Here is a 21,750-nt window from a genome sequence, read left to right as displayed (position 1 = left end):
CGCCCCCCCGCGGGGGAGGGCGTGGTCCGGCGCCGGCCGCGTCCCCGGTCCCGGGAGCCCGCCGCCGCGGGATCGCCGGTCGGCGTCCTTCCCCGCCGCCCCCGGCGGTGCGAGGCTGTGGGCATGGGTGATCTCATCGAACGGCTGCGCGCCGGGCTTCCCGCCGAGGCGATCCTCACCGACCCCGACGTCACCACCTCCTACGCCAACGACATGGCGAGCTTCTGCCCGGCCGGAGCGCCGGCCGTCGTCTGCCTGCCGCGGACCGTCGAGGAGGTCCGGCACATCATGCGGACCGCCACCGCGCTGCGGGTGCCCGTGGTGCCGCAGGGCGCCCGCACCGGCCTGTCGGGCGCGGCCAACGCGTCCGAGGGCTGCATCGTGCTGTCGCTCACCAGGATGAACCGTGTGCTGGAGATCGACCCCGTCGACCGGGTCGCGGTCGTCGAGCCCGGGGTGGTCAACGCCGCGCTGTCCCGTGCCGTCGCCGAACGCGGGCTGTACTACCCGCCCGACCCCTCCAGCTGGGAGCAGTGCACCATCGGCGGCAACATCGGCACCGGATCCGGCGGCCTGTGCTGCGTGAAGTACGGCGTCACCGCCGAGTACGTGCTCGGGCTGGACGTGGTGCTCGCCGACGGGCGCCTGATGCGCACCGGGCGCCGTACCGCCAAGGGCGTCGCGGGCTACGACCTGACCCGGCTGTTCGTCGGCTCCGAGGGCAGCCTCGGCATCGTCGTCCGCGCCATCCTCGCGCTCAAGCCGGCCCCGCCCGCCCAGCTCGCGATGGTCGCCGAGTTCCCCTCCGCGCAGGCGGCCTGCGCCGCGGTCTGCGACATCATGTCGGGCGGCCATGTGCCGTCCCTGCTGGAGCTCATGGACGGCACGACGGTGCGCGCGGTCAACGCCATGACCGCGATGGGCCTGCCCGAGTCGACCGAGGCCCTGCTGCTGGCCGCCTTCGACACCCCCGACCCGGCCGCCGACCTGGCCGCGGTGGGGGAGCTGTGCCTGGCCGCGGGCGCCACGCAGGTCGTCCCCGCCGAGGACGCCATGGAGTCCGAAATGCTGCTCCAGGCACGGCGGATGGCGCTGCCCGCGCTGGAGCGGGTCTCCACCGCCACGATGATCGACGACGTCTGCGTGCCGCGCGGCCGGCTGGGCGCCCTGCTCGACGGGGTCGCGGCCGTCGCCGCCGAGCACGAACTGACCATCGGTGTCTGCGCCCACGCCGGCGACGGCAACACCCACCCCGTCGTCTGCTTCGACGCGGCCGACCTGGAGGAGTCCCGGCGGGCCAGGGAGTCCTTCGACGCGATCATGGCGCTCGGGCTCGAACTCGGCGGCACGATCACCGGCGAACACGGCGTGGGCGTGCTGAAGAAGGAGTGGCTGGCCCGCGAACTCGGCCCGGTGGGCATGGAGGTGCAGCGCGGCATCAAGGCGGTGTTCGACCCGCTCGGCATCCTCAACCCCGGCAAGCTGTTCTGAAGGCCGCGCCCGCACCGGCGCCCGGCTAGGCCTCCGGGGACTCGTCCAGCCCCGACCACGGATCGCGCAGCCACAGGTCGTCCCGCGGCTCACCGGCCGTGCCCGCGGTCGGGGCCAGCAGTTCGTCCAGGCGCTCGTCCATGGCCAGGTGGTCCAGCTCCGTCCCCGGCGGCACCACGCGCAGTGTGCGCTCCAGCCACGCCGCCACCGGCATGGACGCCGCCTCCAGCAGCGCGTTCCCGTCCGGTGAGCTCAGCGCCATGCAGATGATGCTGCGCCCGTCGGTCTTGGTCGGCCAGATCCGCACGTCCCCGTGGCCGCAGGGCCGGAACACCCCCTCGACGAGCAACTCCCGCGCGAAGGTCCAGTTCACCGGGGACTGCGACCCGATGTGGAAGGCGATGTGCACGGCGAAGGGGTCCTCGACCCGGTAGGCCAGCCGGGCCGGCACGGCGATGCTGCGCTCCGGCGACAGCACCAGGTTCATCTCCAGTTCCCGTTCCACCACGGTCTGCATGGCGTCGTCGTCCTTTCCTCGGCACAAGGCCCCTGGCGGTACTGCGCGGCGAGGTGCTGCGCGGGGCCCGCACCGGGAGAGAGCGCATTGGGCACTCACCATTACGCGGCTTCCCATGATCGGGAAGACTTTTCCCGAAGGTGTGACGGCAGTTGCATGCATGCGATACACACATGGTTCGCCGGTCGCGGCACGGCATGGCCTGACGACGGGTCACCCGCTCCCCTGGGCACCCGTCAAGCGGGAAGCGTAGCCGGTCCGGTGCGATGAAATGCCCTGGATTGCGGATCCTGGGCCGGGCCTCGTTTCTTTCTTCCGGATGGTGCGTTCTTCGTTAATGTCCTCCTTGGACCGCCGGGCGGCGGACCGGCCGAGCGCGTGGCCGTGACGGGACGTGATGGGAGTTGCCACCGATGACCTCCGGAATCAGCGGCGGGAGTGTGCCCGGCCCCGGGTACTACCCGGACCCGTCCATCCCGGGCTACATCCGGTACTGGAACGGTTCCTCGTGGGTCCCCGGCACGAGCCGCCCCGCGCCGCAGCCCGGTGAGAACCTCGCGCCGCCCACCGGTGCCCCGCTGCTCGTCCCCGGCCCGGCGGTGGCCGCCGCCCCTCCGGCACCCGTGGCGCCCGCCCCTCCCGCGCCGCCGGTGCGCCGCACCCCCGCGGTGGACGAGTCGGGCCCGATGTTCCTCGACGAGGACCCGCAGGCGCCCGCCGTCGAACGCGGGCCGTCCGTCTCGCAATGGGCGGCCGACCCGGCGCGGCAGGAGCCGTCCCCGCGGATCTCGTGGGGCGCGCAGGAGCACGGGGGCGCGCCCCAGGCCGCCGCGTCCGCCCCCGTCGCCCCCTCCGCCCCGACCCCCGCTCCCACCCCCACGTCCGCCTCCGTCTCCGCTCCCGCTCCCGCCCCGGCACCTTCACCGGTCCCCGCGCCCCCGCCGGCCCCCGGGCCGGCGCCCGCCCCGGCCATCGCCTCCGCGCCCACCGCGGGCGCCCCCGTGGCACGGGGCGCGAACCCCGTCCCCTGGGCCCAGCAGGTGCAGGAACTGGCCCGCCAGGGACAGCCCCAGGTGCCCGCGCAGAACGGCACCGCGGGCAGCGGCGGCGGGACCGGCGGACAGGCCCCCGGCACGCCCGCGCCGCAGCGGCCCGTCGCCGACGACCCGTTCGCCTCCGCGCGGGAACAGGCGCGTCCCGGCCCGCTCGGCAAGCGGCTGCTCGCCCGGGTCGTGGACTCGCTGCTCACGGGCGCGGTCGTCGCCGCGGCCGCCGTGCCACTGGGCACCGCCGCGTACGAGCACGTCCAGGACAAGATGGACGCCGCCCGGCTGTCCGGCGGGACGGTCACCGTGTGGTTCCTCGACGGCACGACGGGCACGCAGCTCGGCATCGTCCTCGGTGTCGCGCTCGTCGCCGGTGTGCTGTTCGAGGTGCTGCCGACCGCCAAGTGGGGCCGCACCCTCGGCAAGAAGCTGTGCGGCCTGCGCGTGCTGGACATCGAGGACCGGCACGCACCCGGCTTCGGCAGGTCGCTGCTGCGCTGGCTCACGCGCACCGTGCCGGCCGCCCTGCTGATCGGCTTCCTCGGCCTGCTGTGGTGCGCCTTCGACCGCCCGTGGCGCCAGTGCTGGCACGACAAGGCGGCGCGCACCTTCGTGGCCGCGGACCGCTGAGAACCGCCACCCGAACGGACCACGCCGGAGGCGTCCCCACGGCGTCCGGGTTTCACTCGGGGCATGAGCACCGACCGGCCCGAGGACCCGTTCGCGAAGCCTCCCGAGGAGCCGCAGCAGCCCTCCCCGCCGCCGCCGTCCGGGACTCCGCCGGCGAGCGGCGGGCCGTACGACCAGCCGCCCCCGGTCTACCCGGGCGGCCCCTACGGCGGCGCCCCGCAGGGCGGTCCGTACGACACCCCGTACGGCGGTGCGCCCACGCCCGACCCGCTCGCGGGGATGCCGCCGCTGGCGCACCGGGGCCGCCGGCTGCTCGCCCGCATTGTCGACGGACTGATCATCGGCATCCCCGTCTACGCGATCACCTGGGCGTTCTGGGGTGCCTACGACTACACCAGCGGTTACGGCAAGGGCTTCGCCGAGGGCGTGATCTACGCGGTGGTCTACCTCGTCTACCAGGTGCTGATGCTCACCCGCTACGGGCAGAGCCTGGGCAAGAAGCTGCTCAAGGTGCGGGTCGGCATGCTGGCCGACGGCACCAACCCCTCGACCCCGGCGGCGCTCAAACGCGAGGCGGTCTACTCCCTGGTGCCGGTCATCCCGTGCTGCGGCTCGATCTTCTGGATCATCGAGGTGCTGTGGTGCACCTGGGACAAGCCGTACCGGCAGTGTCTGCACGACAAAGCCGGGCAAACCGTGGTGGTCTCCGCGGCTTGAGACATCACCGCGACGATCGTCGCAGGGCCGTGACGTATTGCCACTATGCGACGTCATGCCCGGCTGATTTACTCACTCTATGAGTTCGAATCAACCGCCCGGTTACGGTTACCCGCAGGGCGGCTCGGGGGGTCAGGATCCGTACGGCCAGAATCCGTACGGCCAGCAGCCTCACCCTCAGGGCCAGAACCCCTATGACCAGCAGCAGCCGCCGCCGTTCCCGCAGCAGCCCGCGTCGCCCTACGGCTACCCGCAGGCGCCGCCCGCCGGTTACGGCCAGATGCCCGTGGACCCGGCCCTGGCGGGCATGCCGCCGCTGGCCGACAGCGGCCAGCGCTTCCTCGCCCGGCTGATCGACTTCGGCATGTTCTTCGTGGCGCTGATCATCCTCCTGGTGGTCACGGGCACGTCGGTCATGGACACCGGTGCCTTCCTCGTCATCGAACTGCTCGTCTTCGGCGGCCAGTTCGTCTACGAGGCGCTGATGCTGCAGTCCACCGGCCAGACCATCGGCAAGAAGGTCATGAAGATCCGCGTCGCGAAGCTCGCGGACGGCAGCGCGCCCGGCTCTGCGGCCTGGGCCCGCGCGGCGGTGTACTCCTTCATCGGCATCGTGCCCTGCGTCGGCGTCATCCTCTCGCTGCTCAACGTGCTGTCGCACCTGTGGGACAAGCCCTACCGCCAGTGCTGGCACGACAAGGCGGCCAAGACCGTCGTCGTCAAGGTCTGACCGACGGCAAGGACATGTACGACGGCCCCGGAGCGAAGACTCCGGGGCCGTTGTCGTGCCGGGGGGTGCGGCGAATCGCTCAGCGGTGCAGCGAGTGCTCCTCGACGCGCGGTTCGGCGGTGCCGCGCACCCGTGGGCGTGGGACCGGCGTGGCGGCCGGCGCACTGCGGGCGCGACGGCCGGCGGCCGGCAGGGGCGCCGTGACGGCGACCAGGACGCCGAGCAGCAGCCCGGCGGCCGCGATGACCGCGACGCCGGTGCCCGAACGTGCCTCGGACAGCAGCAGCATCGCCAGGGTCGAGAGCACCACGGTCGCGGAACCGTAGGAGATCTGGGCGGGGGTGGGACGCGGCATGGCAGATCCGTCCTCGTGTACGTCGATGGTGTCGAAGCGTCGGCCAGGGCGGTCTTTCGGGTGGCTCACAGGTGGCACGCCGTCCACCGACTCTACGTTTCGGGATGCCCGGACGGAACATCCGGTAAGCGTGACCTAACCCACGGTACGGAAGCATGGGGGGCGCAGGGGGTCGCATCGCGATCTTCGGAGGACCCAACTCTGTTCGCCGTTCAGCCGCTTGGGCAGCCCGGAACGTCCGCTATGCGCAACGGACCGGTCGCTCACCGTACTTGTCGGTCATGACCAAGTCAAGATCTGTCTTTTCTCACGTCACTCCGGTGCAATGGCCTCACCCTAGGGAGGTCAAATCACAGTGATAAGCCACCGACGGACCATCAGATCCGCCGCTCTGGCCGTGGCGATCGCCGCAATAGGTGCCGGCGCCTTCCCCGTCGCGGCAGCCCAGGCCGACTCTCAGGCCGGCGCCGTGCGGAAGGACCCGGCTCGGGCGGAGCGGGTCGCGCACGACCTGAAGGGCCCGCTGAGCGAGCGTCAGGCGTCCCAGCGCCAGCAGGCGATCGAACAGGTCATATCCGGCAAGTCCAAGGTCGAGGACCGCGGCGCCTCGGGCGTGGTGAAGCTCGGCAGGAACAAGTACGTCGAGCTCAAGCGCGAGAAGACCGACAAGATATTCGTGATCCTCGCCGAGTTCGGGGACAAGGCCGACCCCGCCTACGGCGGCACCACCGGTCCCGCGCACAACTCCATCGCCAAGCCGGACCGCCGCAAGGACAACAGCACGGCGTGGCAGGCGGACTACAACAAGCAGCACTTCCAGGACCTGTACTTCTCCAAGGCCTCCGGCAAGGAGTCGATGGCGAAGTACTACGAGAAGCAGTCCTCCGGCCGCTACTCCGTCGCCGGCGAGGTCGCCGACTGGGTCAAGGTCGACTGGAACGAAGCCCGTTACGGCAGCAACAAGTGCGACACCTGCACCTGGAACCTCGTCGCCGACGCGGTGAACAAGTGGGTCGACGCGCGCAGGGCCGCCGGTGACTCCGCCGCCCAGATCAAGGCGAAGCTGGCCGAGTACGACCAGTGGGACCGCTACGACTACGACGGCGACGGCAACTTCAACGAGCCCGACGGCTACATCGACCACTTCCAGATCGTGCACGCCGGTGAGGACGAGTCCGCCGGCGGCGGCGCCCAGGGCGAGGACGCGATCTGGGCCCACCGCTGGTACGCCTTCGGCACCGACGCGGGCGCGACCGGCCCGGCCGGCAACCTGCTCGGCGGCACCCAGATCGGCGACACCGGCGTGTGGGTCGGCGACTACACCGTGCAGCCCGAGAACGGCGGCCTCGGCGTCTTCGCCCACGAGTTCGGCCACGACCTCGGTCTGCCGGACCACTACGACACCACCAACACCGCCGAGAACTCCACCGGCTTCTGGACGCTGATGTCCTCGGGTTCCTGGCTCGGCACCGGCAAGGACGCCATCGGCGACCTGCCCGGCGACATGACCGCCTGGGACAAGCTCCAGCTGGGCTGGCTGAACTACGCCACCGCCAAGGCCGGTGCGAAGTCGACCACCACCCTCGGCGTCTCGGAGTACAACACCAGGAACAAGCAGGGCCTGGTCGTCACGCTCCCCGAGAAGACCGTGACCACGGAGCTCGCCACCCCGGCGGAGGGCACCAAGCAGTGGTGGAGCGGCAGCGGTGACAACCTGAGCAACACCCTCACCCGCACGGTCGACCTCACCGGCAAGTCCTCGGCGAGCCTGGCCCTCAAGGGCTGGTACGACATCGAGGAGAACTACGACTACCTCTACACCGAGGTGTCCACCGACGGCGGCGCCACCTGGAACGCGGTCGACGGCACCGTCGGCGGCGCCCCGCTCCCGCGCGACGCCAGCGGGAAGCCGGCCCTGACCGGCACCGCGGCCTCCTACCAGGACATGGTGTTCCCGCTCGGCGCGTACGCCGGCTCGTCGGTCAAGCTCCGCTTCCGCTACCAGAGCGACGGCGGCGTGGCCCAGAAGGGCTTCCTGGCCGACGCGATCACGCTGACCGCGGACGGCGCGACCGTGTTCAGCGACGGCGCCGAGAACGGCGACAACGGCTGGACCGCCGACGGCTTCACCGCCAAGGGCTCCACGTTCTCCTCGGAGTACCCGCAGTACTACATCGCCGAGAACCGCCAGTACGTCTCGTACGACAAGACCCTCAAGGTCGGCCCGTACAACTTCGGCTGGGCCGCGCCCAAGGACAACTGGGTCGAGCACTACGCCTACCAGAACGGCCTGCTGGTCTGGCTGTGGGACACCTCGATGAACGACAACAACGTCAGCGCGCACCCGGGCGCGGGCAAGATCCTCCCGATCGACGCCCACCCGAAGCCGCTGCTGTGGAAGGACGGCACGCTGCAGCGCAACCGCGTGCAGGCCTACGACTCCACGTTCACCACGTCCCGCACCGACGCCATCACCCTGCACAAGAACGGCGTCGCCACCCGGATCCCGAGCCAGCCCGGCAACCCGGTGTTCGACGACAAGAACACCTACTGGTCCTCCGCGAACCCGACCGGCGGTGTGAAGGTGTCCCCCACCAACACCCGCATCTCGATCGAGCACGAGGCCCGGGACGGCAGCACTATCACGATCAAGGTCGGCCCGTCCCACAAGTGATCGCACACCGCTCGAAGTGACCTGATCGGCCCCCGTCCCCTGGTGGACGGGGGCCGATCCGCAGATCATGTGCGTATGGCCAGCGGCGGGTTCACCAGGCTCCCGAGCGGCGACGTCATCGTCGCCCTCCGGCTGCCCTCGCCCGGCGGCTCACCCGACGACCACATACGGGTGATCGTCGTCTCCGCGAACCGGCAGCGCGCCCTCACCCGGCTGCGTAACCTGGGCTTTCGCACCGCCCGTCTCGCGGGCAACCTCGAACCGCCCACCGGCGACGAGATCAACGCCGTCCTGCACCACCCCGACGGCCTGGTCTGGCGCCGCATCCCCGCCGCCCCCGCCGAGCCCTGGCAGTCCATCGCGGCCCTGCTGGGCCCGACCGCCCGGCGCCCCGCCGCCCACTAGGACCGCGGCACGACCTACGCCGCGCCCACGACCGGCTTGCCCGTGAGCTCCGCGCCGGCGGCCCGCAGCTCGTCCGTCGCCCGGTCCGTCGTCTCCCGCATCACCCCGGCCGTCAGGTCCAGCAGCACCCGGGTGCGCAGACCCGCCCGGACCGCGTCCAGCGCGGTGGCCCGCACGCAGTGGTCCGTGGCGATGCCGACCACGTCGACCTCGCTCACCCCGTGCGCGCCCAGCCACTGCGCCAGTCCCGTGCCGTTCTCGTCGGCGCCCTCGAAGCCGCTGTACGCGCCCGAGTAGTGGCCCTTGTCGAAGACCGCGTCCACCGCGCCGGAGGCGACGGCCGGCGCGAAGTTGGGGTGGAAGCCCACGCCCTCGGTGCCGGCCACGCAGTGCACCGGCCAGGTGTGGATGTAGTCCGGCCGCTCGGAGAAGTGGTCGCCGGGTTCGATGTGGTGGTCGCGGGTCGCCACGACATAGCGGTAACCGGCCGCGGCGTCCCCGATGAGGTCGGTGATCGCGGCGGCCACCCCCGCGCCGCCGGCGACCGCCAGGCTGCCGCCCTCGCAGAAATCGTTCTGCACGTCCACGACGATCAGTGCCCGGTGCATCAGGGATCCGTCCTTCCGTTGCTCGCGGTCCATCGACTGTACGTACCGCGTCCCGTTCGCGGCAGGGGGCCTCACCAGCCGGCGTACTCCGTGGGCAGGGCCGGCTCGCCGCGGGAGAGCTGAGTCGCCGACAGGGGCAGACCGGCGCGCGCCTCGACGTGCCGCAGGCGCGCGGCCTCCAGCGGTTCCCGGGCGACGACCTCGCCGCCGGTCACCAGCGGCACCAGCAGCTGCCGGTCCGCCAGCGCCGCCGGCACCGGACCGGTGCCGACCACCTCGGCCTCCGCGACGCCGTCGGCGTCCAGCCGGCGCGCCGCCCACTTGCGGCCGCCGACGCTGGTCTTGCCGCCCATCGACTTCTTGGCGACCGGCACCAGGGGCGCGTCGGGGGCGTCGGAGGCGGCTCGGGCGACCAGTTTGTAGACCATCGAGCAGGTCGGGTGGCCGCTGCCGGTGACCACGGAGGTGCCCACGCCGTACGCGTCGACCGGCGCCGCCGCCAGCGAGGCGATGGCGTACTCGTCCAGGTCGGAGGTGACCACGATCCGGGTGTCCTTGGCGCCGAGGTCGTCCAGTTGCTGCCGCACCCGGTGGGCGAGCAGCAGCAGGTCGCCGGAGTCGATGCGCACCGCGCCGAGCTCGGGGCCGGCGATCTCGACGGCCGCGCGGACCGCCTCGGCCACGTCGTAGGTGTCGACCAGCAAGGTCGTGCCCCGGCCCAGCGACTCCACCTGGGCGGTGAAGGCGTCCCGCTCGCTGTCGTGCAGCAGGGTGAAGGCGTGAGCGCTGGTGCCGATGGTGGGCAGGCCGTACCGGAAACCGGCGGCCAGATTGCTCGACGAGACAAAACCGCCGACGTAGGCGGCGCGCGAGGCGGCCACCGCCGACAGCTCGTGCGCCCGGCGGGCGCCCATCTCCATCAGCGGACGGCCGGCCGCGGCCACGGCCATCCGGGAGGCGGCGGCCGCGATGGCGCTGTCGTGGTTGAGGACGGACAGCACGACGGTCTCCAGCAGGACGGCCTCGGCGAAGGAGCCCTCCACCCGCAGGATCGGCGAGCCGGGGAAGTACACCTCGCCCTCGGGGTAGCCGGCGACGTCGCCGCGGAAGCGGTAGTCCGCCAGCCACTTCAAGGTGGCGGCGTCGACGACCCGCTCGCGTTCCAGGAAGCCGAGAATGCCGTCGTCGAAGCGGAAGTTCTCCACCGCGTCGAGCAGGCGGCCGGTGCCGCCCACGACCCCGTACCGCCGCCCCTCGGGCAGCCGGCGGGTGAACACCTCGAACACCGAACGGCGGTCGGCCGCGCCGCTGCGCAGCGCCGCCTGCAGCATGGTCAGCTCGTAGCGGTCGGTGAAGAGCGCGGTGGAGGGGACGGCCACGGGCAGCCCCAGGTCTGCAGAGCTCATGGCGAGGATGCTACCCCCAACTCTCGTCAGAGTGACGATTTCTCGGGGGCCGGTTTCCCTGCGGGCGCGATCTGGTGACAGCATGGGACCCGTGAGTGTCGCCCCCGCAGAGATCGAACGGACCGAGTCGAGCGAGGCCCCCTTCGAGGCGCCGTCCCCGGACGTTCCCTGGGTGACCGTCGTCCACAACGACCCGGTCAATCTGATGAGCTATGTGACGTACGTCTTCCAGGCGTACTTCGGGTACCCGAAGGACAAGGCCACCAAGCTGATGCTCGACGTCCATCACAAGGGTCGCGCCGTGGTCTCCAGCGGCACCCGCGAGGAGATGGAACGCGACGTGCAGGCGATGCACGGATACGGGCTGTGGGCCACGCTCACCCAGGACCGCTGAGCACCACCGCACCGCTGCGCGGCACGACCGGACGCACCGCCGATCCCGCAGACCACCACCGCCGAGCACCATGAGGACGGCTGAGACACACATGCCCGGGTACTTCGAGTCCACGCCCGGTGGCACCGCCGCCGTCGCGCTCGACGAGGTCGAGATCTCCATCCTGCGCAACCTGGCCGTCCAGCTCCTGGAGCTGATCGGGCCCGGCGACGGCGACAGCGGCACCGGCGACGGCGAACCCGCCGACCCGTTCGCCGGCCTCTTCGAGGACGGCCCGACCAAGCCCCCGCAGGACCCGGCCCTGGCCCGGCTGTTCCCCGACGCCTACGAGGAGACGGCCGACTCGGCGGAGTTCCGCCGCTTCACCGAGAACGACCTGCGCGCCCGCAAGCGCGGCGACGCCCTCGCCGTGGTGCGCAGCCTCGACGCGCTGAGCCCGGGCCGCCGCGGGGGAGCGGTGCTGACCCTGACCGAGGCCGAGGCGCTGCAGTGGCTCGGGACCCTCAACGACCTGCGGCTGACGCTGGGGTCCCGGCTGGAGGTCACCGACGACGAGGAGAACGAGCTCTACCACCTCCCCGACTCCGACGAGCGCAAGCCGCTCGTCCTCGCCTACCTGTGGCTCGGCGGCCTCCAGGAGAGTCTGGTGGCCACCCTCCAGGTGTGATCGCGGAGCCCGCCGCCCGGGCTCCGCACCGCCCTCCCCCGGCACCCCCGCGTCGGCCCGCCGTACGCCCGTCGTCCGCCCTCCGTCCGCCCTCCGTCCGCTCAGAGGGCGCTCAAATCCGGATAACGATCACGTCACCGCGGGCGGCCGCATTCCCGTTCGGCGCACCTTTTGTCCGCTTCTCCCTGAGGCGTATGACACATTTGCGCTGCGTGCCCGACGCCCGCCCCGTGATACGAATCCTCGACCACCGGCCGCGACGCCACCCCAAGTCGCGGTCGGTCGCGTGGCCGGTCGACCCCGGCGTGCACCTCCAGCCATCCGGGGGGATCGGAGCCCTGCCGAGCCGTACACGGCCGGCCGGGCATGGAGAAAGGCACAGCAGACATGACCTCGACGCAGGTCGAGCACGAATCCGGCAGCGGGGCCGAGGGAACCGCGACAGCGGAGGGCTACAAGCGGGCGCTGAACGCCCGCCAGGTCCAGATGATCGCCATCGGCGGCGCCATCGGCACCGGCCTCTTCTACGGCTCCAGCACCGGCATCGCGAACATCGGGCCCAGCCTCATCGCCTGCTACGCCGCCGCCGGCGTGGTGATCTTCTTCATCATGCGGGCCCTCGGCGAACTCCTCACCTACCGCCCCACTTCCGGCAGCTTCGCCGACTACGCCCGCGAGTTCTTCGGGCCCTTCACCGGCTTCGCCACCGGCTGGTCGTACTGGGCGCTGTGGGTCACCGCGTGCATGTCCGAGGTCACGGCCGCCGGCGCGTACATCAACTTCTGGTGGCCGGCGATCCCCGTCTGGTCCACCGCCGCCGTCGCCCTCGTGGTGCTCTTCGTCGCGAACCTGGTCTCCGTCAAGCTCTTCGGCGAGCTGGAGTTCTGGTTCTCCTGCATCAAGGTCACCGCCATCATCGCCATGATCGTCATCGGCGTCGGGGTGCTCACCTTCGGCTTCTCCTCCGCCGGCGACACCGCCTCGGTCACCCACCTGTGGGCCGACGGCGGCTTCGCCCCCCACGGCGCCTGGCAGGCCATGCTCGCCATGCAGGGCGTCATCTTCGCCTACCTCGGCGTCGAACTCGTCGGCATCACCGCGGGCGAGGCCGAGAACCCCAAGCAGACCCTGCGCAAGGCGATCAACACCCTCCCGGTGCGCATCGGCATCTTCTACGTCGGCGCGCTGATCGTCCTGCTGTCGGTCTTCTCCTGGACCAAGTACACCGCCGGCGTCAGCCCGTTCGTGCAGGTCTTCGCCCAGGTCGGCATCCCCGGAGCGGCCGGGATCATGAACTTCGTGGTCCTCACCGCCGCGCTGTCCTCGTGCAACTCCGGCATCTACTCCACCGGCCGCATGCTGCGCGGCCTGGCCGTCAACGGCGAGGCACCCCGTCCCATGGGCAACCTCAGCGGCCGGAGCCTGCCGCTGCCCGCACTTGTCGGATCGACCCTGGTCATGGGCATCGGCGTGATCGTCAACGTCGTCTCGCCCGACAAGGCATTCCTCTACATCACCTCGGTCGCCACCTGCGCCGGACTGTGGACCTGGACCATGATCCTCGCCGCCCACCTGCGGTACCGGGCCCGGGTCCGCGCCGGGCTGCTGCCCGCCTCCGACTTCCGGATGCCGGGCGCCCCCGTCACCAACTGGCTCGCCATCGCGGCCCTGCTGCTCGTCGTCGTCCTCATGGCGATCGACCCCGACACCCGGCTCGGCCTGTACGTGTGGCTCGTGTGGTTCGCCGTGCTCGCCGTCGGCTACCAGGCCGCCAAGCGGCGCACCCCCACCGACCAGCCACTGGCCTTCGCCCAGGAGTAGCCCCGCCGGCCGGCCCCCGGGCCCGGTGTCCGGCAGTCGGTCTCCGTACTCCCGTACGGAGACCGACTGCATATCCTGACGACCATGCTGACCCTCACCCGTGCCCTGCACGACGCCCTCGTCGCCCACGCCCGTGCCGACCACCCCGACGAGGCGTGCGGCGTCATCGCGGGACCGGCCGGCAGCGACCGGCCCGAGCGGCACATCCCCATGCTCAACGCGGCCCGCTCACCCACGTTCTACGAGTTCGACTCCGGGGACCTGCTCAAGCTCTACCGCGACATGGACGACCGCGACGAGGAACCGGTGGTCGTCTACCACTCGCACACCGCCACCGAGGCCTACCCCTCGCGCACCGACATCTCCTACGCCAATGAACCGGGCGCCCACTACGTGCTGGTGTCCACCGCCGACACCGACGACGCCGGGCCCTTCCAGTTCCGTTCCTTCCGCATCGTGGACGGCCAGGTCACCGAGGAACCCGTCGAGATCGTGGACTCCTACGCCTGAGACGGCCACGTCCGCATCATGGGACGACCACCTCTGGCGGCCGGGGGGAATCGATACGATGACCCCATGGTTCTCCACGACGTGAGCGACAAGGCGCCGGGCACCCTGCTCGTGGCGCGGCTGTACGTCGACCTGTGCCGCCTCGCCGGCGCGGCATGTCCCCGCCCCTGACGCGCCGACCCCGCCCGCGCGCTCCGGGCCGCCCACCGGACCCCGTCCGCCGGGCCGCGCACACCGGGACGCCGCACCGCCGCCCGCACCACACGAGCCCTTCCGACTGGAGCCCCGCATGGCCATCGAGGTCCGCATCCCGACCATCCTTCGCAGCTACACCGGCGGCGCCAAGGCCGTCGACGGCAGCGGCAGCACGATCGACGAGCTCCTCACCGACCTTGACACCCGCCACACCGGCATCCGCGAGCGCATCGTCGACACCGCCGCCGGCGGCGACCTGCGGCGCTTCGTGAACGTCTACCTCAACGACGAGGACGTCCGCTTCCTCGACGGCATCTCCACCAAGCTGACCGACGGCGACAGCGTCACCATCCTCCCCGCCGTCGCGGGTGGAATGGCCTGATGCGGTACGACAGCCCGCTGGCAGCCGTCGGCAACACCCCGCTGGTACGGCTGCCGCGCCTGTCCCCGTCCGCCGAGGTCGGCGTCTGGGCCAAGCTGGAGGACCGCAACCCCACGGGCTCCGTCAAGGACCGCCCGGCCCTGCACATGGTCGAGCAGGCCGAACGCTCCGGACGCCTCACCCCCGGCTGCACCATCCTGGAGCCCACTTCCGGCAACACCGGCATCTCCCTGGCCATGGCCGCGAAGCTCAAGGGCTACCGCATGGTCTGCGTCATGCCCGAGAACACCTCCTCCGAGCGCCGCGAACTGCTCGCCATGTGGGGTGCCGAGATCATCCCCTCCCCGGCCGCCGGCGGCTCCAACACCGCCGTACGCGTCGCCAAGGAACTGGCCGCCGAGCACCCGGACTGGGTGATGCTCTACCAGTACGGCAATCCCGACAACGCCGGCGCCCACTACGCGACCACCGGCCCCGAGATCCTCGCCGACCTCCCCTCCGTCACCCACTTCGTCGCCGGTCTCGGCACCACCGGCACCCTCATGGGCGTCGGCCGCTACCTGCGCGAGAAGGTCCCCGGCGTGCAGATCGTCGCCGCCGAGCCGCGCTACGACGACCTCGTCTACGGACTGCGCAACCTCGACGAGGGCTTCATCCCCGAGCTCTACGACGAGTCCGTCCTCACCACCCGCTTCTCCGTCGGCTCCGCCGACGCCGTCGCCCGCACCCGCGAACTGCTCCAGCAGGAGGGCATCTTCGCCGGGGTCTCCACCGGCGCCGCCCTGCACGCCGCCCTCGGCGTCGCCCGCAAGGCCGAACGCGCGGGCGAGCGCGCCGACATCGTGTTCGTCGTCGCCGACGGCGGATGGAAGTACCTGTCGACCGGCATCTACACCGCCGAGTCCACCGAGGCGGCCGTCGCCGCCCTCCACGGCCAGCTCTGGGCCTGAACCCCGCCCGCACCCCTCAGCGGCGCCCCCGTCCCGGCGAAGTTCCGGCGGCGAGGGCGCCGTACTGGTGATTCCGCCCACAACGGGGCTCCGCAGAGGAGCACGGGCAGCCCGGGCGCCTTACGCTCAAGCACATGGCGGGTCGCACCCGCCCTCCCCCCATTCCCGTACGGAATGGGGCATCGTGGCGCGCCACCGCAAGACCCCCGGAACAATCCACGGAGGTTTCTGCACATGAAGCTCACCGTCGTCGGCTGCTCGGGGTCGTTTCCGTCCGCGGACTCGGCCTGCTCCAGCTACCTCGTCGAGGCCGACGGCTTCCGGTTGCTGCTCGACATGGGCAATGGCGCCCTCGGCGAGCTGCAACGCCACTGCGGTCTCTACGACCTCGACGCCGTCCTGCTCAGCCATCTGCACGCCGACCACTGCATCGACATGCTCGGCTACTTCGTCGCACGCTACTACCGCCACGAGGGCGGCCCCGCCCACGCCATCCCCGTCCACGGGCCGGAAGGCACCGAGCGCCGCCTCGCGAGCGCCTACGGGGACGTGCCCGACGAGAAGTGCATGAGCGAGGTCTTCGACTTCCGCACCCTCGAACCCGGTGCGTTCCGGCTCGGCCCCTTCACCGTCACCGCGGCAACGGTCAGCCACCCCGTCGAGGCCTACGGCTTCCGCATCGAGCACGCCGGCCGCACCCTCACCTACTCCGGTGACACCGGCCGCAGCGACGCCCTGGCGACCCTGACCGAGGGCACCGACCTCTTCCTGTGCGAGGCCTCCTTCACGCACGGCAAGGAGGACATCCCCGGCCTGCACCTCAACGGCCGCGAAGCCGGCGAGTACGCCGACCGCGCCGGCGCCGGACGCCTCGTCCTCACCCACATCCCGCCGTGGACCGACCCCCAGGTCAACCTCGACGACGCCCGCGCGGTCTACGACGGCCCGGTCGAGCTGGCGAAGGCGGGCGCGGTCTACGAGATCTGACGCCGCCGGTACGCCCCCGGCACGCACGGGGCCCCCGGAACCTGGTCGGTTCCGGGGGCCTCGTGCGTCTGCGCGGCCGCGGTCGCTAGGCCTTGGTGAGGTCCTCGATCTCCTCCTCGGGCTCGCGGCCCGGGGTGGGGAGATTGAACTTCACGATCGCGAAGCGGAAGACCACGTAGTAGACGACCGAGAAGCACAGGCCGATCGGGATGATCAGCCATGGCTTGGTCGCCAGGTTCCAGTTCAGGATGTAGTCGATCGCGCCGGCCGAGAACGTGAATCCCGCGTGGACGCCGAGCGCCCAGGTGACCGCCATCGACACCGCGGTCAGCACCGCGTGGATGGCGTAGAGCAGCGGCGCGATGAACATGAAGGAGAACTCGATCGGCTCCGTGACGCCCGTGACGAACGAGGTCAGGGCGAGCGAGAGCATCATGCCGAGCACCGCCTTGCGGCGCTCGGGCCGGGCCGAGTGCGCCATGGCCAGGGCCGCGGCCGGGAGGCCGAACATCATGATCGGGAAGAAGCCGGACATGAACTGTCCGGCGCTGCCGTCACCGGCGAAGAACCGGGTGAGGTCGCCGTGCACGACGGTGCCCGCGGAGTTGGTGAAGTCACCGAGCTGGAACCAGGCCACCGAGTTCACGAACTGGTGCATGCCGATCGGGATCAGACCGCGGTTGATCAGGCCGAAGAGCGCGGCGCCGACCGAGCCGAGCCCGGTCATCCACTCGCCGAAATTGCTGATGGCGTCGCCGATGGGCTCCCAGACCAGACCGAAGAAGACACCGACCAGGGTGCCGACGAAGGCCATGATGATCGGCACGAGGCGCCGGCCGTTGAAGAAGCCGAGCCAGTCCACCAGCCGTGTGCGGTGGTAGCGCTGCCACAGGACGGCGGCGAGCAGGCCCATCACGATGCCGCCGAGCACGCCCGGGTTGTTGTACGTGGCGGCGATGTCCGCGCCGCTCTGCACCTTCGCCTCGGTGACCGGGAAGGCCTTCAGGACGTTGTTGTAGACCAGGAAGCCCACGAGAGCCGCGAGCGCGGTCGAGCCGTCGGCCTTCTTGGCGAAGCCGATGGCCACGCCTATGCAGAACAGCATGGGAAGGTTGTCGAAGACGGCGCCGCCCGCGGTGGCGAAGACGGACGCCACCTTGTCCCAGCCGAGGCCGTCGGCCCCGAAGACATCGGGCTGTCCCAGGCGGAGCAGGATGCCCGCCGCCGGCAGGACGGCGATCGGCAGCTGGAGGCTGCGGCCGACCTTCTGCAGGCCTTGGATAAGGCCGGAGCCCCGCTTCTTCGCTGCGGGAGCCGCCGTCGGGGTGGCGGTCGTCATGGAGTTCCTCCTGGTCTGAACCACTCAGTGGTGTAGACCAGTCTTAACACGCACTTGACGCGCAGAGGAACGTTTGGCTCCGTGTGGTCTAGACCACATTTCGGAGCGTGGCGGCTCCGCTACGCCTTGAGGTTGTCCTGTGCCATCTCCTCCGCGACCTCCACCGGCTCCCGCCCCGGCGTCGCCAGGTCGAACCGCGTGATCACCAGCCGGAACAGCCCGTAGTAGACCGCCGCGAGCACCAGCCCGATCGGGACGACCAGCCACGGCTTCGTCGCCAGCGACCAGTTCACGACGTAGTCGATGAGACCCGCCGAGAAACTGAAACCGTCGTGCACCCCCAGCGCCCAGGTGACCGCCATCGAGACCCCCGTCAGCACCGCGTGGATCGCGTAAAGCGCCGGCGCGATGAACAAGAAGGAGTACTCCACCGGCTCCGTGATCCCCGTGACCAGCGAGGTCAGCCCCACCGACAGCATCAGGCCGCCGACCTCCTTGCGGCGCTCCGGGCGGGCGCAGTGCGTGATGGCCAGCGCCGCGGCGGGCAGCGCGAACATCATCACGGGGAAGAAGCCCGACATGAACTGCCCCGCCGTCGGGTCGCCCGCCAGGAACCGGTTGACGTCCCCGTGCGCCACCTGCCCGTCCGGCTTCGTGAAGCTGCCGAACTGGAACCACACGAACACGTTCAGGAACGTGTGCAGACCCACCGTGAGCAGCGCCCGGTTCGCCACCCCGAAGATGCCCGCGCCCCACGACCCCAGATCGCTCAGCCACTGGCTGAAGCTCGTCAGGCCGCTGCCGACCGGCGGCCACACCCACAGCGACAGCGCCGCGAAGGCGATCGCCACGAAGGACATGATGATGGGCACCAGGCGCCGCCCGTTGAAGAAGCCCAGCCAGTCCACCAGCCGCGTGCGGTGGTAGCGCTGCCAGAAGAAGGCGGTCAGCAGCCCGATCACGATCCCGCCGAACACCCCGGGATCCTGGTACGCGGCGGGAACCGCCGCCGACGGCGTGCCCGGTGGGACGCAGGCACCGCTGATCGCGCTCGCCTGCGTGAAGACCGTGCCGGGCGGGCACTCCTGCGGGAACTGGTGCAGCACCCCGTAATAGACGAGAAAACCCACGACCGCCGCCAGGGCCGTCGAACCGTCCGCCCTCTTCGCCATGCCGATCGCGACACCCACCGCGAACAGCAGCGGCAGCCCCAGCGAGCCGTCCAGCAGCGCGCCGCCCGCGCCGTTGAACACCCTCGCCACGCTGTCCCAGCCCAGGCCCTCCGCGCCGAACACGTCCGGCTGCCCCAGCCGGTTCAGGATGCCCGCCGCCGGCAGTGCCGCGATGGGCAGTTGCAGACTGCGCCCCATCTTCTGCAGCCCCTGGAAGAGCGTGCCCGTCCACCTGCGGCCGGGGCGCGGACCTGCGGCGGCGTCCGAGCTCATGGTCACTACCTCCTGGCGGGTAATGTGGTGTAGACCAGTTGCGGCGCGGCTGTGTCAGAGATGCATCCCCGCAAATGCGGTCCACCCCTGCACTACCGTGTGAAATCGGACCGAACGGCCGAGACAACCAGGAGCTACAGATGGCCAGCAAGGCAGAGAAGATCGTCGCCGGGCTCGGAGGACTCGACAACATCGAGGAGATCGAGGGCTGCATCACCCGACTCCGCACCGAGGTCGCCGACCCCTCCCTCGTCGACGAGGCCGCGCTCAAGGCCGCCGGCGCCCACGGCGTCGTCAAGATGGGCAACGCCATCCAGGTCGTCATCGGCACCGACGCCGACCCCCTCGCCGCCGAGATCGAGGACATGCTCTGACCCCGGCCCCCCACAACTGATCACCCGCACGGGGCCCGTTCCGCAACCGGCACGGGCCCGCGGCGCACATACGACTAGGCTCGTCGCCATGTCTCGTATCGACGGCCGCACACCCGACCAGCTCCGCCCCGTCACCATCCAGCGCGGCTGGAGCAAGCACGCCGAAGGATCGGTACTCGTCTCCTTCGGCGACACCAAGGTCCTCTGCACCGCCTCCGTCACCGAAGGGGTGCCCCGCTGGCGCAAAGGCAGCGGCGAAGGCTGGGTGACCGCCGAGTACTCCATGCTCCCGCGCGCCACCAACACCCGCGGCGACCGCGAATCCGTACGCGGCAAGATCGGCGGCCGCACCCACGAGATCTCCCGCCTCATCGGCCGCTCCCTGCGCGCCGTCATCGACCACAAGGCCTTCGGCGAGAACACCGTCGTCCTCGACTGCGACGTCCTCCAGGCCGACGGCGGCACCCGCACCGCCGCCATCACCGGCGCCTACGTCGCCCTCGCCGACGCCGTCACCTGGATGCACGGCCGCAAACTCCTCCGCGCCAAGGCCCAGCCCCTCAACGGCACCGTCAGCGCCGTCAGCGTCGGCATCATCGACGGCGTCCCCATGCTCGACCTCCGCTACGAGGAAGACGTCTGCGCCGAGACCGACATGAACGTCGTCTGCACCGGCGACGGCCGCTTCGTCGAGGTCCAGGGCACCGCGGAAGGCCAGCCCTTCGACCGCAAGGAACTGGGCTCCCTGCTCGACCTGGCCGTCGCGGGCTGCGCCGAACTCGACGCCCTGCAGCGCGCCGCACTGGAAGAGCTCGAACAGACCACCAAGAACTGACCAAGAACAGGTCTGCGGAACGCAACCCGGGCGGCGGTCCGGTGCGTGTGTACTGACATGCACTCACGCACCCGCCGCCGCCTCGCCGCACTCGCCGCCGCCACCGCCCTCGGCGCTGCCGCCCTCACCGGCTGCGGCGCCGCCGACGCCATCGACGCCGTCGACAAGGCCCTCGACTGCGCCACCGTCGCCGCCCAGGTCGCCGGCGACGTCCAGAACCTCCAGAACGCGGTGAGCAACGCGGGCAACGACCCGCAAAGTGCCGCCACCGCACTCGACCAGATCGCCGACCACCTGGCCACCCTCGGCGACAAGACCGACAACGCAGACGTCACCAAGGCCGTCGACGACCTCCAGAAAGCCGTCGACAACGCCCGCGACGCCGCCGACGCCGGCCGGACCCCCGACGTCACTCCCGTCGCCGACGCCGCCGCCGGACTCACCAAGATCTGCGCCCCCGGCTGACCGGGATAATCGGACCATGCCGCACACCCGTCTGGTCCTCGCCACCCGCAACGCCCACAAGGTCGCCGAGCTCCACGCCATCCTGGCCGACGCCGGACTCGGCGTGGAACTCGTCGGCGCCGACGCCTACCCCGAGATCCCCGACGTCAAGGAAACCGGCGTCACCTTCGCCGAGAACGCCCTCCTCAAGGCCCACGCCCTCGCCCAGGCCACCGGCCTGCCCGCCGTCGCCGACGACTCCGGCCTCTGCGTCGACGTCCTCGGCGGCGCCCCCGGCATCTTCTCCGCCCGCTGGGCCGGCAAGCACGGCGACGACCGCGCCAACCTCGCCCTCCTCCTCGCCCAGCTCTCCGACATCGACACCCCCCACCGCGCCGCCCACTTCATGTGCGCCGCCGCCCTCGCCCTCCCCGACGGCACCGAACACGTCGTCGAGGGCCGCCTCCTGGGCACGCTGCGCTTCACCCCCGAGGGCACCGGCGGCTTCGGCTACGACCCGATCCTCCAGCCGCTGGGCGAGTCCCGCACCTGCGCCGAACTCACCCCGGCGGAGAAGAACGCCATCAGCCACCGCGGCCAGGCCTTCCGGGGGCTGGTGCCGGTGGTGCGGGAACTGGTGGGGTGAAAAGGCGAAGGGCCACGTCGGAGCGACCGACGTGGCCCTTTCTGGAGGTGTGGCCGGTGGGATTCGAACCCACACGAGCGAAGCTCACCCGGACCTAAACCGGCGCGCGTCTGCCATTCCGCCACGGCCACCAGCCGCCTATATGGTACTGGCTCGGCGTCTCCACAGCCGTGCCGTTGACC

Annotated in this window: 24 protein-coding genes and 1 tRNA gene; 18 read left to right on the top strand and 7 right to left on the bottom strand. The window is 71.2% G+C overall.

Features of this window, described 5'->3' with window-relative positions; translation table 11 throughout:
- Positions 1–123: 123 nt before the first annotated feature.
- Positions 124–1,491, top strand: coding sequence for an FAD-binding oxidoreductase (locus ACIP64_RS08720; RefSeq protein ID WP_401583138.1), 1,368 nt, complete (start codon positions 124–126; stop codon positions 1,489–1,491).
- A 25-nt stretch (positions 1,492–1,516) separates the two neighbouring features.
- On the opposite strand, the gene ACIP64_RS08715 is transcribed toward ACIP64_RS08720, so the two are convergent.
- Positions 1,517–2,008, bottom strand: coding sequence for an SsgA family sporulation/cell division regulator (locus ACIP64_RS08715; protein ID WP_401583136.1), 492 nt, complete (start codon positions 2,006–2,008; stop codon positions 1,517–1,519).
- Between the two features lie 413 nt (positions 2,009–2,421).
- Between ACIP64_RS08715 and ACIP64_RS08710 the strand changes: the two genes are divergently transcribed.
- From ACIP64_RS08710 to ACIP64_RS08700, 3 genes are all read left to right on the top strand, one after another.
- Complete coding sequence (locus tag ACIP64_RS08710) at positions 2,422–3,684, top strand: RDD family protein (protein ID WP_401583135.1); 1,263 nt, start codon at positions 2,422–2,424, stop codon at positions 3,682–3,684.
- Positions 3,685–3,747: 63 nt separating this feature from the next.
- Positions 3,748–4,401 carry an RDD family protein gene (locus ACIP64_RS08705; RefSeq protein ID WP_401583133.1) on the top strand — a complete coding sequence of 218 codons (654 nt, stop codon included), beginning with the start codon at positions 3,748–3,750 and terminating at the stop codon, positions 4,399–4,401.
- 79 nt (positions 4,402–4,480) lie between these two features.
- Positions 4,481–5,131 (top strand): RDD family protein, encoded by a 651-nt coding sequence (locus ACIP64_RS08700; RefSeq protein ID WP_401583131.1) that lies wholly within the window; start codon positions 4,481–4,483, stop codon positions 5,129–5,131.
- Positions 5,132–5,210: 79 nt separating this feature from the next.
- Here ACIP64_RS08700 and ACIP64_RS08695 read toward each other — a convergent pair whose 3' ends face one another.
- On the bottom strand, positions 5,211–5,486 hold the full coding sequence (locus ACIP64_RS08695) for a hypothetical protein (protein WP_401583130.1): 276 nt from the start codon (positions 5,484–5,486) through the stop codon (positions 5,211–5,213).
- Positions 5,487–5,841: 355 nt separating this feature from the next.
- On the opposite strand from ACIP64_RS08695, the gene ACIP64_RS08690 reads away from it, so the two are divergent.
- Together ACIP64_RS08690 and ACIP64_RS08685 are read left to right on the top strand one after the other, a co-directional pair.
- Positions 5,842–8,160 carry an immune inhibitor A domain-containing protein gene (locus ACIP64_RS08690; RefSeq protein WP_401583128.1) on the top strand — a complete coding sequence of 773 codons (2,319 nt, stop codon included), beginning with the start codon at positions 5,842–5,844 and terminating at the stop codon, positions 8,158–8,160.
- Positions 8,161–8,235: 75 nt separating this feature from the next.
- A complete protein-coding gene (locus ACIP64_RS08685; protein WP_360906125.1) occupies positions 8,236–8,565 on the top strand; it encodes a hypothetical protein in 330 nt (109 codons plus the stop codon).
- A gap of 14 nt (positions 8,566–8,579) precedes the next feature.
- On the opposite strand, the gene ACIP64_RS08680 is transcribed toward ACIP64_RS08685, so the two are convergent.
- Both ACIP64_RS08680 and ACIP64_RS08675 read right to left on the bottom strand, forming a co-directional pair.
- Complete coding sequence (locus tag ACIP64_RS08680) at positions 8,580–9,173, bottom strand: isochorismatase family protein (protein WP_401583126.1); 594 nt, start codon at positions 9,171–9,173, stop codon at positions 8,580–8,582.
- Between the two features lie 71 nt (positions 9,174–9,244).
- Positions 9,245–10,579: a nicotinate phosphoribosyltransferase gene (locus ACIP64_RS08675; RefSeq protein ID WP_401583124.1), complete on the bottom strand. Its 1,335-nt coding sequence runs from the start codon at positions 10,577–10,579 to the stop codon at positions 9,245–9,247.
- A gap of 82 nt (positions 10,580–10,661) precedes the next feature.
- Here ACIP64_RS08675 and clpS point away from each other — a divergent pair, with 82 nt between their 5' ends.
- The 8 genes from clpS to ACIP64_RS08635 all read left to right on the top strand — a co-directional run bounded on the left by clpS (position 10,662) and on the right by ACIP64_RS08635 (position 16,485).
- Positions 10,662–10,973 carry an ATP-dependent Clp protease adapter ClpS gene (gene clpS, locus ACIP64_RS08670; RefSeq protein WP_401583123.1) on the top strand — a complete coding sequence of 104 codons (312 nt, stop codon included), beginning with the start codon at positions 10,662–10,664 and terminating at the stop codon, positions 10,971–10,973.
- A 91-nt stretch (positions 10,974–11,064) separates the two neighbouring features.
- Positions 11,065–11,640: a DUF2017 domain-containing protein gene (locus ACIP64_RS08665; RefSeq protein ID WP_401583122.1), complete on the top strand. Its 576-nt coding sequence runs from the start codon at positions 11,065–11,067 to the stop codon at positions 11,638–11,640.
- Between the two features lie 387 nt (positions 11,641–12,027).
- On the top strand, positions 12,028–13,461 hold the full coding sequence (locus ACIP64_RS08660; protein WP_401583120.1) for an amino acid permease: 1,434 nt from the start codon (positions 12,028–12,030) through the stop codon (positions 13,459–13,461).
- 84 nt (positions 13,462–13,545) lie between these two features.
- Positions 13,546–13,971, top strand: coding sequence for a Mov34/MPN/PAD-1 family protein (locus ACIP64_RS08655; RefSeq protein WP_401583118.1), 426 nt, complete (start codon positions 13,546–13,548; stop codon positions 13,969–13,971).
- 66 nt (positions 13,972–14,037) lie between these two features.
- On the top strand, positions 14,038–14,142 hold the full coding sequence (locus tag ACIP64_RS08650; protein ID WP_319664451.1) for a putative leader peptide: 105 nt from the start codon (positions 14,038–14,040) through the stop codon (positions 14,140–14,142).
- Between the two features lie 118 nt (positions 14,143–14,260).
- A complete protein-coding gene (locus tag ACIP64_RS08645) occupies positions 14,261–14,548 on the top strand; it encodes a MoaD/ThiS family protein (RefSeq protein WP_401583116.1) in 288 nt (95 codons plus the stop codon).
- Positions 14,548–15,498: a PLP-dependent cysteine synthase family protein gene (locus ACIP64_RS08640; RefSeq protein ID WP_401583114.1), complete on the top strand. Its 951-nt coding sequence runs from the start codon at positions 14,548–14,550 to the stop codon at positions 15,496–15,498. The genes ACIP64_RS08645 and ACIP64_RS08640 overlap by 1 nt, the downstream gene beginning before the upstream one ends.
- Before the next feature lie 234 nt (positions 15,499–15,732).
- Positions 15,733–16,485, top strand: a complete 753-nt coding sequence (locus ACIP64_RS08635; protein WP_401583112.1) for an MBL fold metallo-hydrolase — start codon at positions 15,733–15,735, stop codon at positions 16,483–16,485.
- Between the two features lie 85 nt (positions 16,486–16,570).
- Here the strand turns inward: ACIP64_RS08635 and ACIP64_RS08630 are convergent, their stop codons facing one another.
- Positions 16,571–17,824, bottom strand: a complete 1,254-nt coding sequence (locus tag ACIP64_RS08630; RefSeq protein WP_401583110.1) for a PTS transporter subunit EIIC — start codon at positions 17,822–17,824, stop codon at positions 16,571–16,573.
- A 119-nt stretch (positions 17,825–17,943) separates the two neighbouring features.
- Positions 17,944–19,269 (bottom strand): PTS transporter subunit EIIC, encoded by a 1,326-nt coding sequence (locus ACIP64_RS08625; protein WP_401583109.1) that lies wholly within the window; start codon positions 19,267–19,269, stop codon positions 17,944–17,946.
- Positions 19,270–19,409: 140 nt separating this feature from the next.
- On the opposite strand from ACIP64_RS08625, the gene ACIP64_RS08620 reads away from it, so the two are divergent.
- The 4 genes from ACIP64_RS08620 (at position 19,410) to rdgB (ending at position 21,568) form a co-directional block, all read left to right on the top strand.
- Entirely contained in the window at positions 19,410–19,643 is a 234-nt protein-coding gene (locus tag ACIP64_RS08620) for a PTS glucose/sucrose transporter subunit IIB (protein ID WP_360906114.1), read from the top strand.
- 88 nt (positions 19,644–19,731) lie between these two features.
- Positions 19,732–20,478: a ribonuclease PH gene (gene rph, locus ACIP64_RS08615; RefSeq protein WP_401583107.1), complete on the top strand. Its 747-nt coding sequence runs from the start codon at positions 19,732–19,734 to the stop codon at positions 20,476–20,478.
- A 57-nt stretch (positions 20,479–20,535) separates the two neighbouring features.
- Complete coding sequence (locus ACIP64_RS08610; RefSeq protein WP_401583106.1) at positions 20,536–20,943, top strand: hypothetical protein; 408 nt, start codon at positions 20,536–20,538, stop codon at positions 20,941–20,943.
- Positions 20,944–20,959: 16 nt separating this feature from the next.
- Positions 20,960–21,568: an RdgB/HAM1 family non-canonical purine NTP pyrophosphatase gene (rdgB, locus tag ACIP64_RS08605; protein ID WP_401583104.1), complete on the top strand. Its 609-nt coding sequence runs from the start codon at positions 20,960–20,962 to the stop codon at positions 21,566–21,568.
- A 48-nt stretch (positions 21,569–21,616) separates the two neighbouring features.
- On the opposite strand, the gene ACIP64_RS08600 is transcribed toward rdgB, so the two are convergent.
- A tRNA-Leu gene (locus tag ACIP64_RS08600) sits at positions 21,617–21,699 on the bottom strand.
- Positions 21,700–21,750: the final 51 nt, after the last annotated feature.

Source organism: Streptomyces sp. NPDC088733 (genome assembly GCF_044751185.1).
GTDB lineage: Bacteria > Actinomycetota > Actinomycetes > Streptomycetales > Streptomycetaceae > Actinacidiphila.
This window is presented reverse-complemented; position numbering and strand designations above follow the sequence as displayed.